10 protein-coding genes are annotated in these 14,497 nt (G+C 71.5%); 4 read left to right on the top strand and 6 right to left on the bottom strand.

The genetic code is table 11. The annotated features are described in order from the left end of the window. Positions 1–54 precede the first annotated feature (54 nt). Together ACZ6N8_RS13795 and hflX are read right to left on the bottom strand one after the other, a co-directional pair. Positions 55–1,743 (bottom strand): hypothetical protein, encoded by a 1,689-nt coding sequence (locus ACZ6N8_RS13795; protein WP_466010015.1) that lies wholly within the window; start codon positions 1,741–1,743, stop codon positions 55–57. 50 nt (positions 1,744–1,793) lie between these two features. Next, a complete protein-coding gene (hflX, locus tag ACZ6N8_RS13790; RefSeq protein WP_466010013.1) occupies positions 1,794–3,248 on the bottom strand; it encodes a GTPase HflX in 1,455 nt (484 codons plus the stop codon). A gap of 183 nt (positions 3,249–3,431) precedes the next feature. On the opposite strand from hflX, the gene ACZ6N8_RS13785 reads away from it, so the two are divergent. Then, positions 3,432–4,898: an NAD-dependent malic enzyme gene (locus ACZ6N8_RS13785; protein WP_357987281.1), complete on the top strand. Its 1,467-nt coding sequence runs from the start codon at positions 3,432–3,434 to the stop codon at positions 4,896–4,898. 191 nt (positions 4,899–5,089) lie between these two features. On the opposite strand, the gene dapF is transcribed toward ACZ6N8_RS13785, so the two are convergent. The 3 genes from dapF to ACZ6N8_RS13770 are packed head-to-tail and all read right to left on the bottom strand — an operon-like array spanning position 5,090 to position 7,624. Continuing rightward, positions 5,090–5,941 (bottom strand): diaminopimelate epimerase, encoded by an 852-nt coding sequence (gene dapF / locus ACZ6N8_RS13780; protein WP_466010011.1) that lies wholly within the window; start codon positions 5,939–5,941, stop codon positions 5,090–5,092. Between the two features lie 7 nt (positions 5,942–5,948). Further along, positions 5,949–6,872 (bottom strand): tRNA (adenosine(37)-N6)-dimethylallyltransferase MiaA, encoded by a 924-nt coding sequence (gene miaA, locus ACZ6N8_RS13775; protein WP_466010364.1) that lies wholly within the window; start codon positions 6,870–6,872, stop codon positions 5,949–5,951. After that, the gene (locus ACZ6N8_RS13770) at positions 6,857–7,624 is read right to left on the bottom strand and encodes a class III extradiol dioxygenase subunit B-like domain-containing protein (protein WP_466010010.1); all 768 of its coding nucleotides are present in this window, start codon (positions 7,622–7,624) and stop codon (positions 6,857–6,859) included. Before ACZ6N8_RS13770 ends, miaA begins: the two co-directional genes overlap by 16 nt. A gap of 151 nt (positions 7,625–7,775) precedes the next feature. Here ACZ6N8_RS13770 and ACZ6N8_RS13765 point away from each other — a divergent pair, with 151 nt between their 5' ends. The 3 genes from ACZ6N8_RS13765 to ACZ6N8_RS13755 all read left to right on the top strand — a co-directional run bounded on the left by ACZ6N8_RS13765 (position 7,776) and on the right by ACZ6N8_RS13755 (position 12,871). Beyond that, complete coding sequence (locus ACZ6N8_RS13765; RefSeq protein WP_357987293.1) at positions 7,776–8,984, top strand: DUF349 domain-containing protein; 1,209 nt, start codon at positions 7,776–7,778, stop codon at positions 8,982–8,984. Positions 8,985–9,686: 702 nt separating this feature from the next. Beyond that, on the top strand, positions 9,687–11,276 hold the full coding sequence (locus tag ACZ6N8_RS13760) for a cellulase family glycosylhydrolase (RefSeq protein ID WP_466010007.1): 1,590 nt from the start codon (positions 9,687–9,689) through the stop codon (positions 11,274–11,276). A gap of 233 nt (positions 11,277–11,509) precedes the next feature. Then, positions 11,510–12,871, top strand: coding sequence for a pectate lyase family protein (locus ACZ6N8_RS13755; protein WP_466010005.1), 1,362 nt, complete (start codon positions 11,510–11,512; stop codon positions 12,869–12,871). A 47-nt stretch (positions 12,872–12,918) separates the two neighbouring features. On the opposite strand, the gene miaB is transcribed toward ACZ6N8_RS13755, so the two are convergent. Further along, positions 12,919–14,397 (bottom strand): tRNA (N6-isopentenyl adenosine(37)-C2)-methylthiotransferase MiaB, encoded by a 1,479-nt coding sequence (gene miaB / locus ACZ6N8_RS13750; protein WP_466010003.1) that lies wholly within the window; start codon positions 14,395–14,397, stop codon positions 12,919–12,921. Between the last annotated feature and the right edge of the window lie 100 nt (positions 14,398–14,497).

The raw sequence follows: 14,497 nt of genomic DNA, 5'->3' as shown, positions 1-14,497 counted from the left end.
CGGGTGGGTGCCCCCAGCGTTCACCCGCGCCCGCCTTCCGGCCTGGCCGTTGAGCTAGTAACGGTCGCCCCGGGGGCCGCGCCCCGGCTGCTGCCGGTACGGGTCGACGGGCGCGTCCTCATCGCGTCGCCGGCCGGGTCGCTGACCCCGGTAGTCGGGCTCCGGCCCACCACGCCGGGGCGGCTCAGCCCGGCCCCCGCCGGGCTGACCGGCACCGCCGTACACACCACCGCCGGGACGACCCGCACCGCCGGCCGGGGGTCGACCCCCGCCACCGCCCGCGGGTCGACCGCCGCCACCACCTGAGGGACGGCCACCGCCGCCCGCCGGGGGACGCGCGCCGCCGTAGACGCCACCACCGGCGCCGCCCGGGCGGGCTCCGCCGTAACCGCCGTCGGGGGCCGCAGGACGGCCACCGCCGTACACCGCTCCGGCAGCCGGGGCGGGACCGCCACGACCCGCGCCACCGCGACCCGCGCCACCGCCCGCGCCGTAGACCGCGCCCCCCGCAGCCTTGCCGCCACCGTAGACGCCTGCCGGACGGTCCCCGCCCGACTCGGTACGCCCACCACGCGGGCCACCGAGGGGCTCGCCGTCGGGATCCGAGCGGTCGGACGGCTCGGACGGCGGCCGGCGACGCGCCCGGACGATGCCGATGATGCCGGCACCGACCAGCAGCAGACCCAGCACACCTACCGCGCCGACCAGGTAGGTGATGTCGTCGAAGCTCAGCCCGGAGGTCCACGACTTGGCGGCGGACGGTTTGGCGCCCCCCTCGGCGGCCAGCGGCACCGAGGTCGAGCTGGACGGGGCGTAGCTGAGGATGTCGATCGGGTCCTCGGGGCCCAACTGGCCGCCGTCGGAGACGGTGAGGAAGCTCTTGCCGTCCGGTGAGTAGCTGATCGCCTCTCCGAACGGGTCCGTCAGCGGCGTCACCCGAGGCTTCCCGGTGGTGAGCGCGGTGACGATGTCCCCACCTGTCACGTCGAACTCGAAGGCGTCCGCGTAGGTGCGCAGGACCACCCGGTTGCCGTCCGGGGACCGGGCCGCGCCGGTGATCGCCACCCGCCCGAACGTGTTGAGCGGGTTGTCCGTCTGCGTCTTGGGCAACGTGATGTCGCCGACCTTGCGCATCGGCACCGGCTCGGTGTCACCGGTCTTGAGCGCCGCCGACGGGGTGAAGATCTCCGCCTTGCCGCTTGTCACCTTGGTGATGATCAGTGGCTTGTTGTCGTTGCCGATGAGCAGCGCCTCGGCGTCGTGCGGCTTGCCCTCCGGGTACGAGAGTCGGTGCAGCACCGGCTGCTTGCCGCCGCTGACCGGCATCGACCAGAGCGCGACCCTCTTGCGGCGTTCCTTCGAGGAGACGTTGTCGCCGATGTCGCCGATCCAGAGCGTCGCCCCGTTCGGGGAGAGCGCCAGGTCCTCGGTGTCGAACGGGCCCTGCCCCGAGTACCGGACCGGCTCCTTCGAGATCTTGCACTTGGTGTCGAGGAAGAAGACACGCTTGCGTGCCTCGTTCTCGGTGCCGTCGTTGATCACGATGAAGCCGCTCTTGGTGGCCACCAGGCCGGACAGCTCGCGCAACCGCTCGTCGGCGATCGTGCACTGCTTCTTGCCGGGCTTGACGGCGGGCGGCTCGGACGCTCCAGGGGCGGGAGCCGCCGCGGCGACTCCGGCGAGCGCCACGGTTGCCCCGAACAGGCCTAGGGCAACCGTGACCGAGGAAACAACGCGGCGCATTCGGCCAGTGTCGCATGCCGCGCGTTTCCGGTGGATGACGCCGTGGCCGCTCAGGCGCGGCTGCCGGCCGCCTGGCCCTGCCGTTCCACGTCGAACCGCGCCAACTCGGCCGCGAGCTCCGCGCTGACCCGAACGTGCAGCAGAGTGCCCTCGGGCAGGTGCGCGGTGCTGAGCACCTCGCCGGTGCGGTGCACCCGGGACACCAGGTCACCGCGCTCGTACGGCAGGACCGCCCGGACCTCGACGGCCGGCTGCGGCAGCCGGTCCTCGATGGCGGCGCGCAGCCCATCGACGCCTCGGCCGGAGTGCGCCGAAACGAAGATCGCGTCCGGCCAGAGCCGCTGGAGTCGCAGCAGCGTGTCCTCGTCGGTGGCGTCGGTCTTGTTGACCACCAGCAGCTCGGGCAGCCGGTCCGCGCCCACCTCGGCGAGCACCTCGTGCACCGCCCGGACCTGCTCCTCCGGATCCGGGTGGGTGCCGTCAACGACGTGCACCACCAGATCCGCCTCCGCGACCTCCTCGAGCGTCGAGCGGAACGCCTCGACGATCTGGTGCGGAAGGTGGCGGACGAAGCCGACCGTGTCGGAGAGCGTGTAGAGCCGCCCGTCCGAGGCGGTTGCCTTGCGGGTGGTCGGGTCCAATGTCGCGAAGAGCGCGTTCTCCACCAGCACGCCCGCGCCGGTCAACCGGTTGAGCAGGCTGGACTTGCCGGCGTTCGTGTAGCCGGCGATGGCCACGGCGGGCACCGAGTTGCGGGTGCGTCGGGCACGCTTGGTGACGCGTACCGTGCGCATGCTCTTGATCTCGCGACGCAGCCGGGAGATGCGGTGGCGGATCCGCCGCCGATCGGTCTCCAGCTTGGTCTCACCGGGACCACGCACACCCACGCCGCCGCCGGCACCGCCACCTCGACCGGAACCACCCGTCTGCCGGGAGAGCGTCTCACCCCAACCGCGGAGCCGGGGCAGCAGGTATTCGAGTTGGGCCAGCTCGACCTGCGCCTTACCTTCCTTGCTCTTGGCGTGCTGGGCGAAGATGTCGAGGATCAGCGCCGTCCGGTCGACAACCTTGACCTTGGTGCGCTGCTCCAGGTTGCGCAGCTGCGACGGGGACAACTCGCCGTCGCAGATGACCGTGTCGGCGCCCGTGGAGAGCACCACCGCGCCGAGGTCGTCGACCTTGCCACGGCCGATGTAGGTGGCCGGGTCGGGGCGCGTACGGCGCTGGATGAGCCCTTCGAGCACCTGCGAACCGGCGGTCTCGGCGAGCGCGGCCAGCTCGGTCAGGGAATTTTCCGCGTCGGTCACCGAACCCTCGGTCCAGACGCCCACCAGGACGACCCGCTCCAGCCGCAGCTGGCGGTATTCCACCTCGGTGACGTCGGTGAGCTCGGTCGACAGGCCTGGTACGCGTCGCAGGGACTGTCGCTCCGACAGCTCCATCTCGCCGGTGGTGACGTCGTCGAGCTCGTCCTCGACGGGGACAAAGCTCTCCTGGTCTCGCAAGCGGTTCTCCTGTCCGTTTTGATAAGTAGAACGTAATCCTGACATGAGACAACACCGAACGCACCTGCTATATGCCCATGCTGAAGGTCGCCAAAAGTGGGGGCGAATGCTGGTCGGCCACGACAACCCGGTAGAAATGCGGGCGGCGGTCGACCGGCCGCACAGCCGTGACGGAGGGATCCCGTGGCCATCACCCGACTGCCGAGCGCCGGCTTTTCGATCACCATCCGAATCGCCGTGACCGCTGACGCCTCCTCGATCGGCCGCCTCACCACCTCGGTCGGCGAGGCCGGGGCGATCGTCACGGCGTTGGACGTGGTGGACTCCGACCCGACCCACGTGATCGTCGACCTGACCTGCGACACCGCCGACGCCGGCCACGCCGACCAGGTGGTCGACGCGTTGACCGCGCTCGACGGCGTGGACGTGCGCAAGGTGTCGGACCGGACGTTCCTGCTGCACCTCGGCGGCAAGATCGAGGTGACCTCGAAGGTCGCGCTGCGCAACCGTGACGAGCTGTCCCGGGCGTACACCCCGGGGGTGGCCCGGGTCTGCATGGCCATCGCCGAGAACCCGGCGGACGCCCGGCGGCTCACCATCAAGCGCAACACCGTCGCCGTGGTCAGCGACGGTTCGGCGGTCCTCGGCCTGGGCAATCTCGGCCCGGCCGCGTCGCTGCCGGTGATGGAGGGCAAGGCGGCGCTGTTCAAGCGCTTCGGAGGGGTGGACGCCTGGCCGGTGGTGCTGGACACCCAGGACACCGACGAGATCGTGCAGATCGTCAAGGCGATCGCGCCGGCGTATGGCGGGATCAACCTGGAGGACATCGCCGCGCCGCGCTGCTTCGAGATCGAGGCCCGGCTGCGCGAGGCGCTGGACATCCCGGTCTTCCACGACGACCAGCACGGCACCGCGATCTGCGTGCTGGCCGCGCTCACCAACGCGCTGCGCGTCGTGGGCAAGCAGCTCGCGGACGTCCGGGTGGTCGTCTCCGGAGCGGGCGCGGCCGGGACCGCGATCATGAAGCTGCTGCTGCGTCAGGGCGTCGGCGACATCATCGCGTACGACCGCGAGGGCGCCCTGCACCGCGGCCTGACCGGGCTCAACCCGGCCTGGCAGTGGCTGGCGGAGAACACCAACAAGGAGAACTACTCGGGCGACCTGCCCGGCGCCATCCGGGGCGCGGACGTGTTCATCGGGGTCAGCGCGCCGAATCTGCTCACCGGCGACGACATCGCCCAGATGGCGAAGGACTCGATCGTCTTCGCGCTGGCCAACCCCGACCCGGAGGTCGACCCGCGGGAGGCGCGCAAGCACGCTGCGGTGGTCGCCACCGGCCGCTCCGACCAGCCGAACCAGATCAACAACGTGCTCGCGTTCCCCGGGGTGTTCCGCGGCATGCTCGACGCGCACGCCGAGGAGTTCACCGAGGAGATGGCCATCGCGGCCGCCCGGGCCATCGCCGACGTGGTCGGCGAGGACAAGATCAACCCGACGGTGATCGTGCCGAGCGTCTTCGACTCCCGGGTCGCCCCGGCGGTGGCCGCCGCCGTCCGCGCCGCCGCGCACAACCCCAGCCCGCTGCCGGCAGCCGACCCGGGCCCGTCCGACCTTCCGGAGATCGCGGCCAACGCCAGCGCGACGCCGTGACGAGCAGTCCGGCGGCGTGACGCCGGAAGCAGGCAGGGAGCCCTCGGCTGTGTCCTCTCCCCCGCTTTGCCCTGCTTCAACCCACGCAACGGCGCGTGTCCGGTAATCGGACACCGGGCGTTGCGCGGGGTGAAGCAGAGCAAAGGGTCGCCACCGACCGGCGCAGCCCGGGCGCGCGGATCAGTTCGGCGTCAGACGGCGGTGGGCAGGGTGGAGAGGTCCACCTCGCCCGTTGCCACCAGGATGGCGGGCCCGGACAGCCAGCAGGAGTTCTCGGTGACCGTCACCGTGAGGCGGCCGCCGGGCACGTCCACCGCGACCACTCCGGTGTCCCGGCCGGCGTCGCGCAGGGCCACGGCGGCCACCGCGCAGGCGCCCGTGCCGCAGGACAGGGTCTCCGCGCTGCCGCGCTCGTACACCCGCATGAGGCTGTGCGCGTCGGTGCCGTCCACCGGGTCGCCGGCCACGATGAACTCCACGTTCACGCCCGCCGGGAACACCTCCGGGTCGAACCCCGGAGCGCGGGTCAGATCCAGCGCGGCCAACTCGACTCCCGCCGGCAGCACACACACCAGGTGCGGGTTGCCCACGTCCACCGCCGTGCCAGGCAGGGTCAGTCCGCCGAGGGTGGCGGCCGAACTGTCGTACACCCGGGGTCGGCGCATCTCGACGGAGACCGCGCCGCCCTCGACGAGCGCGCGCACGACGCCGGCCCGGGTGGCCACCGGCAGCGCCGCGCCGGCGGGCGTGGCCAGGCCGGTGTCGAGCAGGTACCGGACGAAGACCCGGGCGCCGTTGCCACACATCTCGGCGAACGAGCCGTCGGCGTTCCAGTAGTCCATGAACCACTCGACCTCACCGGCCAGCCCGGCGCCGTCGGGATGCTTGGCCGCCCGGACCGCCCGCAGCACCCCGTCCGCGCCGATGCCCCGCCGCCTGTCGCAGAGCGCCGCGACCAGCTCCGGAGTCAGGTCGAGCTGACCGTCCGGGTCGGGAAGGAGGACGAAGTCGTTGCCGGTGCCGTGGCCCTTGGTGAACTCCACGCCCCCATCATCGCGCAGCGGCGGGCACCAGACGCAGGGCGGCCTCGAACAGGTCCGGTGCAGCCGAGTCCAGCCAGCGGATCCGGGGGTCACGCCGGAACCAGGAACGCTGCCGGCGGACGAAGCGCCGCGTCGCCCGGACCGTCTCGTCGCGCGCCTGCGCCTCGGTCAGCTCACCCGCGAGCTGCCGCAACACCTGCTGGTAGCCCAGCGCCCGACTCGCCGTCCGCCCCTCGGCCAACCCCCGGCCCAGCAGCTCGCGGGTCTCGGCCACCAAGCCGTCGGTCCACATCCGCTCCACCCGCGCCGCGATCCGCTCGTCCAGCAGGCCGGTGTCCAGGTCGACGCCGAGCTGCACCGACGGGTAGTACGGCGTCGGCTGCGGCAGCGAGGCAGTGAACGGCGCGCCGGTCAACTCGATCACCTCCAGGGCCCGCACGATCCGTCGACCATTGCCCGGCAGGATGCCCTGGGCGGCGACCGGATCGGCCTCGCGCAGCCGCGCGTACAGCGGCGCCGGGCCGACCTCGGCCAGCTCCCGCTCCAGCCGCTCCCGCAGCGCCGGGTCGGTGCCGGGGAACTCGAAACGCTCAAGCACCGCCCGCACGTACAACCCGGAACCGCCGACCAGCAGCGGCACCCGCCCCCGGGACAGGATGTCGTCCACCGCCGCCCGGGCCAGCCGCTGGTACTCCGCGACGCTCGCCGGCTCGCTGACCTCCCAGATGTCCAGCAGATGGTGCGGCACCCCGTCCCGCTCGGCCGGCGTCAGCTTGGCGGTGCCGATGTCCAGGCCCCGGTAGAGCTGCATCGAGTCGGCGTTGACCACCTCGCCGTCCAGCGCGTGCGCCAACGCGATACTCAACGCCGACTTGCCCGCCGCCGTCGGGCCGACGACCGCGACGACGGTGCCGCTCACATCCGCTCCCAGGACGCCACGAAGTAGGCGACACCGTAGGGCGCCGCGTCGTGCAGCAGCTCACCGCGCCACCCGCCGCCGCTCGACCGGGCCGCGCCGGCCAGCACCTGCCAGGACGCCCGGCCGGCGGCCTTCAGCTCCGTCGACACCACCGGGTCGAGGTCGAGCAGCACGTCCAGGTCCGCCCCGGCCAGGGCCGTGGCAACCCGCCTGTCGTACGCCTCGGCGCGCGGATCGTCGTACCCCGGGGACTTCTGCCCCCGGCACGCCGACCCGTCGCCGAGCACCAGCAGCGCCACCCGCACAGCCGAACCGGCGATCGACCCGGCGAGGGCCTCCACCTCGGCTGCGCCGGCGTCGGCGGCCACCTGCACGGCCGCCACCTGCGCGCGCACGTCCTGGCGGGCGAGCAGCCACGCGCCGACGGTCAGGCTCAGGGGCAGCACGGCGCCCCGGTCGGGCTGGCCGGGCACCAGGGGTACGTCCAGATCCACGCCCCAAGGCTGCAACGAACCGGTGGCCGGGGCGAAGATCGGGCCCGTCGTCGGGCCGGCGCCGAGCAGGACCACCGCGTCCGGGTCGACGGCCAACAACCGACCGACGGCGGTGTCGCACGCCGCCCGCAGATCGTCCAGCTCGGGCGCGGCGGCGCCGGCCACCTCCGGCACGAGCAGGGGCGGATGCGGGCAGACAGCGGCGGCGACCAGTGGCACCCGCCCACCGTAGCGGGAATCCCCGGTGCGTCTCCGCGCCGATCCGGTCATTCGGTCACTAGGACACCGTATGGTCACGGTCGGCGATAGGCGCTCGACGCGGACCGGGTTGGACCTGTGACAATGCCGGAAGCAAGTTGACTGCGCCGTGGCGGCGACGGGGGACTCGTTCCTTCGACGCCGGGAGATCGAGGATGGGCACATGAGCGACTGGACTGCCTTCGGACGGGTGGACGCGGACGGCACCGTGTACGTCAAGACCGCCGAGGGCGAGCGGGTGGTCGGATCCTGGCAGGCGGGAGCACCGGAGGAGGGGCTGGCCCACTTCGCCCGCCGCTTCGCCGACCTGGTGACCGAGGTGGATCTGACCGAAGCGCGGCTCAACTCGGGTGCGGCGGACGCCGGGCATTCGCTGAGCACGATCCGGCGGATCCGCGCCACGCTCCCCGAGGCGCACGTGGTCGGCGACATCGACGCGCTGGCCGCGCGACTGGACAAGCTGGCCACCCTCGCCGAGGAGAAGGCCGGTGAGGCCCGGGCCGCACGCGACGCCGCACGCGTCGAAGCCCTGGCACGCAAGACCGCGCTGGTCGAGGAGGCCGAGAAGCTCGCCGCCGAATCCACCGGCTGGAAGACCGCCGGCGACCGGCTCAAGGAGATCCTCGACGAGTGGAAGACCATCCGCGGGGTCGACAAGAAGGCCGACGGTGAGCTGTGGAAGCGGTTCGCCGCCGCCCGGGACGGCTTCACCCGCCGCCGGGGCGCCCACTTCGCCTCCCTCGACGCGCAGCGCAAGCAGGCGCAGACCGTCAAGGAGGAGCTGGTCGCCGAAGCCGAGAAGCTCAAGGACTCCACCGAGTGGGCGGCCACCGCCAACCAGCTCAAGGAGCTGATGACGCAGTGGAAGGCCGCTCCGCGCGCCTCCAAGGAGGCCGAGCAGAAGCTGTGGGAACGGTTCCGCGGCGCGCAGGACGCCTTCTTCAGCCGGCGCAGTGAGGTCTTCTCGGCCCGCGACAACGAGCAACGCGGCAACCTGGAGCGCAAGCAGGCCCTCCTGGCCGAGGCGGAAGCCCTCGACATCGACGCCGACCCGAAGGGCGCCCAGGCCAAGCTACGGGAGATCCAGGCCCAGTGGCACGAGGCCGGGCGGGTGCCCCGCGAGGCCGCCGCCGGGCTGGAGCGCCGACTGCGTGTCATCGACGACAAGGTCCGCGAAGTGATGGACTCCGCGTGGCGCCGCACCACCAAGGAAGACAACCCGCTGCTCGCCCAGATGCGGGCACAGGTGGCGGAGGCCGAGGACCGGCTGGCCCGGGCGCAGAGCGCCGGCGACGCCCGCCGGATCAAGGAGGCCGAGCAGGCCCTCGCCGCCAAGCGGCAGTTCCTACAGCTCGCCGAGCAGGCCGGCTGAGTCGACGCGTCACCGGGAGCCCCCGGGTCCCCTGACGGGACCGGGGGCTCCCGCACGTTTAGTGCACGCCGCGCCACGCCGCCCCACGCCGCCCCGCCCCGCCCCGCGCCGCCCACGCCACGCCACGCTCCTCACAACATCCCCGAAGTTGCTGCCTCGGACGCGCCGGAAGCAGCAACTTCCCTGAAGTTGTGGGGATCTTGAGGGGGTGCGGTGGCGCGGCCGCCGGGAGGCAGGCTTCGGACGCCAACGCCGGTCATGATCGCGCTCGATCCTGGAAGTAGTGGTATCCCGGCGTCTCAAGGCCACTACTTCCAGGATCGAGCGCGATCTTGCAGGGCGGGGGCGGGGCGCAGGGGCGGGGGCGGGGCGCAGGCGCGAGGAGGCCCGGGCGCGGGGCGCAGGCGCGAGGCGCGGGCGCGAGGAGGCGCGGGGGCTGTTCGGGCCGGCCGGTTGGCTGGTTGACGCATTGAGGTGCGCTGATCAGAATGAGCGACGGAGCCAGGTTGGGCCACCGGCACGAGGGCGACGACTGCGGTACACCGCCGTCGGAGGGTCGCCGGTGAGCATTCGCGAGTGTCCACGTCCGCGTGACATGGGCCGTCGCGCACTGTCCGCGTACCCCTTGGGGGGCGTGACGTGCGGACGGCCGCCCGCCGGCGTCGTTCATCGACGGCGTCGGACCTCCGAAGTGGAGCTCGAATGTTCCGTCCCACCGCTCTCGGCGGCGCGTTGACCGCGCTTGCCACAGTCGCGGCCGGCGTGTTCATCGCCGCCACCGTCAGCACCAGCCCGGCCGTCGCCGCTGGCACCGGTACCGGCTATCTGCACACGAACGGCAATCAGATCGTGGACAGCACCGGCGCCACGGTCCGGTTGACGGGTATCAACTGGTTCGGCATGGAGACCGACAACAAGACCTTCCACGGGTTGTGGTCGAGCAACCCGTGGCGGGGGCAGCTCGACAAGATGGCCAGCCTTGGTTACAACACGTTGCGGGTGCCGTACTCGAACGACGCGCTGAAGCCGGGCGCGACTGCCACCGGGATCAACGACTTCGTCAACCCGGACCTGGTCGGGTTGTCGCCGTTGCAGATCCTGGACAAGGTGATCGACTACGCCGGCAGCAAGGGGATGCGGATCATCCTCGACCGGCACCGGCCGACGTCGGCCGGGCAGTCGCCGCTGTGGTACACGTCGACGGTCTCCGAGGCGACCTGGATCAACGACTGGAAGATGCTCGCGCAGCGGTACGCGGGCAACCCCACGGTGATCGGCGCGGACCTGCACAACGAGCCGCACGCCGAGGGCACCAACCCGGCGGCCACCGGCGCGTGCTGGGGCTGCGGTGACACGGCGCGGGACTGGCGGCTGGCCGCCGAGCGGGCCGGCAACGCCATCCTCGGCGTCCAGCCCAACTGGTTGATCTTCGTGGAGGGGGTGAGCTGCCCGAGTGGTGGCCTCTCCAACGTGTGGGACAACGACCCGAGCAACGACGAGGACTGCGGCTGGTGGGGTGGCAACCTGTCAAAGGCCGGCCAGTTCCCGGTACGGCTGAACGTGGCGAACCGGTTGGTCTACTCGCCGCACGAGTACGCCACGTCGGTGTACCGGCAGACCTGGTTCGACGCCCCGGACTACCCGGCGAACATGCCGGCGATCTGGGACAAGTACTGGGGTTACCTCTACAAGCAGAACGTCGCGCCGATCATGATGGGTGAGTTCGGCAGCACCCTGGCCGACCCGAAGGACAAGGTGTGGCTGGAGAAGCTGATGGCGTACACGGGCACCGGGGTGACCGGGATGTCCTTCACCTACTGGTCGTGGAACCCGAACTCGGGTGACACAGGCGGCATCGCGCTCGACGACTGGACCAACATCAACACCGCCAAGCAGGCGATCCTCCAGCCGTACCTGATCGCGCCGTCCGGCGGCACGGGCGGGCCGACAGGTGGCCCGACGGGCGGGCCCACGGATCCGCCAACGGGCGCCTGCACCGCCACCTACCGGCAGGTCAACGCCTGGCAGGGCGGTTTCCAGGGTGAGTTGACAGTGAAGAACACGGGCTCGGCGGCGGTGAACCCGTGGTCGGTCACCTGGAGCTGGCCGTCCGGGGTGACGTTGGGCAGTGGCTGGAACGCCACAGTCACGCAGTCCGGCCCGACTGTCACCGCGGCGGGTCCGAGTCACGCCCCGTCCCTGCCGGCGGGCGGGTCGGTCACCGTGGGCTTCACCGCCAACGGCACCGCCAGCGCCCCGGCGACTGTGAAGCTCAACGGCGCCAGCTGCTGAGTTGTCGGGACGGCCGGCGCTCCCCCGCGTCGGCCGTCCCGCCATTTACATCTACCGGCTTCTATGCTTCCATCGGGAAAGCGCTTGCCCGTTCGTTGGGCGGGCGCGAGCGCGGGAGCCGCTTTCCTTCCCGAACCTGCACCGGAGGACCCGGGGCCACAGGTTCCGGTCGACCTCGCCGCCCACGGGCATGGGCGCCGCGACGGTCCACCGTCTCATCGAAAGGAAGCAGCATGCGCACAGCACGGCGTCGGATGACGCTGATCGCCAGCACGGCCGCAGCCACCGCCACCCTCGTCACCGCCAGCCTGCTGACCGCCGTCACCGCCCAGGCGGCGGCCGGGTGCCAGGTCGCGTACTCGGTCGCCAGTCAGTGGCCGGGCGGATTCACCGGCAACGCCACCGTCACCAACCTCGGCGACCCCGTCTCCGGATGGACGCTGCGCTGGTCGTACGGGGCCGGCCAGCAGGTCAGCCAGGCGTGGGGCGCGACGGTCACGCAGAGCGGCGGCCAGGTCTCCGCGACGAACGTCGACTACAACGCCAACCTGGCGACCAACGCCAGCACCTCGTTCGGCTTCAACGCGAGCTGGAACAACTCAGGCAACCCGGCTCCGACCAGCTTCACCCTCAACAACGTCGCCTGCACCGGCGGCACCGGGCCGACAACCCCGCCTCCCAGCACACCCCCGCCGACCACACCCCCGCCCACGACGCCTCCGCCGACCAACCCGCCGCAGACCGGCCTGGTCGGCTGGGCCACCCAGAACGGCGGCACCACCGGCGGCGGCACCGCGGCCACGACCACAGTCACCAACGCCTCGGCGCTGACCAGTGCGCTGAACGCCACAGGCGCCGCGGTGATCCGGGTGTCCGGGACCATCTCCTGCTCGGGCATGCTTCGGGTCCGGTCCAACAAGACCATCCTCGGCAACTCCGGCGCGACGATCGCCGGCTGCGGGCTCAACATCAGCGGTGACCGCAACGTCATCATCCGGAACCTGACCTTCCGGGACTGGAACGACGACGCGATAAACGTGCAGGAGTCGGCCACCAACATCTGGATCGACCACAACAGCTTCAGCAACGGGTACGACGGCGCCGTCGACATCAAACACGGATCGGACTTCGTCACCGTGTCCTGGAACCGGGTCTTCAACCACGACAAGGCCATGCTGCTCGGCCACAGCGACGACAACGCCAGCCAGGACGTCGGTCACCTGCGGGTGAGCTACCACCACAACTGGTTCGACGGCAGCAACCAGCGCAACCCCCGGGTGCGCTTCGGCAACCCGGTGCACGTGTACAACAACTACTACCGGGCCAACGGCGGCTACGGCGTCGCGTCCACCGAGAACGCGGGCGTCCTCGTCGAGGGCAACTACTTCGAGAACGTCGACGACACGTACCACCTCGGCGAGGGTGACTCCGGGCCCGGCAGCCTCGTGGCCAGGAACAACCACTTCGTCAACTCACCCGCCGGGCAGACCGGCGGCAGCGTCGCCAGCATCCCGTACTCCTACCAGCTGGAGACCGCGAGCACCGTCAAGTCCGTCGTGACAGCCGGCGCCGGCGCCGGCCGGATCACGGTCTGAACAGGCGGCCCCTTGTCGTCGCGCGACGACAAGGGGCCCTGCGGCGTTCAGTGGGTGGCGCAGCCTGCGGCGGGCGCGGGCACGACCGGCGGTGCGCCGATCGTCGGCAGACCGAGCAACACCCCAGGGGTACGCGGGGAGCGGCCCGCCTCGGCGGCGTCGCCGGCCCGGGTCCGGCGGTGCGACAGGGGTTCCCCGTCGGCGTTGAGGTGGTGCGGCGCGGCGTACGTGATGGCCGTGTGCACGATGTCACCGGGCCGGATCGACCCCGCGAAGCTGCCGGCGTCGAAGTGCACAAGCCGACCGTCGCGCGCCCGGCCGGACATCCGCCCGGTCCGCTCGTCCTTGCGACCCTCGCCGACCGCGACAAGCACCTCGACGGTCTCCCCCACCAGGCGCCTGTTCTCCGCCCAGGTGATCTCCTCGACGGTGGCGATCAGCCGCTCGTAGCGTTCCTGCACGACAGGCTTGGGCAACTGGCCGTCCATCGTCGCGGCGGGCGTGCCGGGGCGCTTCGAGTACTGGAAGGTGAAGGCCGAGGAGAACCGGGCCTCGCGGACCACGTCCAGGGTGCGCTGGAAGTCGGCCTCCGTCTCGCCGGGGAAGCCGACGATGATGTCCGTGGTGATCGCCGCGTCCGGCATCGCCGCCCGGACCTTCTCGATGATCCCCAGGTAGCGCTCCGAGCGGTAGGACCGGCGCATCGCCCGGAGCACGTCGTCGGAGCCGGACTGCAACGGCATGTGCAGCGAGTGGCAGACGTTGGGCGTCTCGGCCATCGCGGCGATCACGTCGTCGGTGAAGTCCTTCGGGTGCGGGCTGGTGAACCGGACCCGCTCCAGGCCGTCGATGTCGCCGCAGGCGCGCAGCAGCTTGCCGAACGCGTACCGGTCGCCGAACTCCACGCCGTAGGAGTTGACGTTCTGCCCGAGCAGCGTCACCTCTAGCACACCCTCGTCGACCAGGGCGCGCACCTCGGAGAGGATGTCGCCGGGGCGGCGGTCCCGCTCCTTGCCGCGCAGCGACGGCACGATGCAGAACGTGCAGGTGTTGTTGCAGCCCACCGAGATCGACACCCAGCCGGCGTACGTCGACTCGCGGCGGGTCGGCAGCGTGGACGGGAACACGTCAAGCGACTCGAGGATCTCCACCTCGGCGGCGGAGTTGTGCCGGGCCCGCTCCAGCAGCACCGGCAACGAACCGATGTTGTGCGTACCGAACACCACATCCACCCAGGGCGCCTTGCGGACGATCTCGCCACGGTCCTTCTGGGCGAGGCAGCCGCCGACGGCGATCTGCATGTCCCGGTGCTTGTCCTTCACCGGGCGCAGCCGACCGAGGTTGCCGTAGAGCCGGTTGTCGGCGTTCTCCCGCACCGCGCAGGTGTTGAAGATGACCACGTCCGGGGTGTCGTCGCCGGCGGGCGCGCGCACGTACCCCGCCTGCTCCAGCAGGCCGGAGATGCGCTCGGAGTCGTGCACGTTCATCTGGCAGCCGTACGTGACGACGTTGTAGGTCCTAGCCACCCTGTTGGCGCCCCTTCCCCTCGGGCTACCAGGGTAGCGGCCCGCCCGACAGGGCACGGAGAGTGGCAGTGACCCGGGACAGGGCGCGAGCGGGCCCGGG

Source organism: Micromonospora sp. NPDC047521, from assembly GCF_055587305.1.
This window is presented reverse-complemented; position numbering and strand designations above follow the sequence as displayed.

Coding starts and splice junctions, on each gene's coding strand:
- ACZ6N8_RS13795 (WP_466010015.1), bottom strand. CDS start 1,743: ATGCGCCGCGTTGTTTCCTCGGTCACGGTTGCCCTAGGCCTGTTCGGG.
- ACZ6N8_RS13760 (WP_466010007.1), top strand. CDS start 9,687: ATGTTCCGTCCCACCGCTCTCGGCGGCGCGTTGACCGCGCTTGCCACA.
- ACZ6N8_RS13765 (WP_357987293.1), top strand. CDS start 7,776: ATGAGCGACTGGACTGCCTTCGGACGGGTGGACGCGGACGGCACCGTG.
- ACZ6N8_RS13755 (WP_466010005.1), top strand. CDS start 11,510: ATGCGCACAGCACGGCGTCGGATGACGCTGATCGCCAGCACGGCCGCA.
- ACZ6N8_RS13770 (WP_466010010.1), bottom strand. CDS start 7,624: ATGACCGGATCGGCGCGGAGACGCACCGGGGATTCCCGCTACGGTGGG.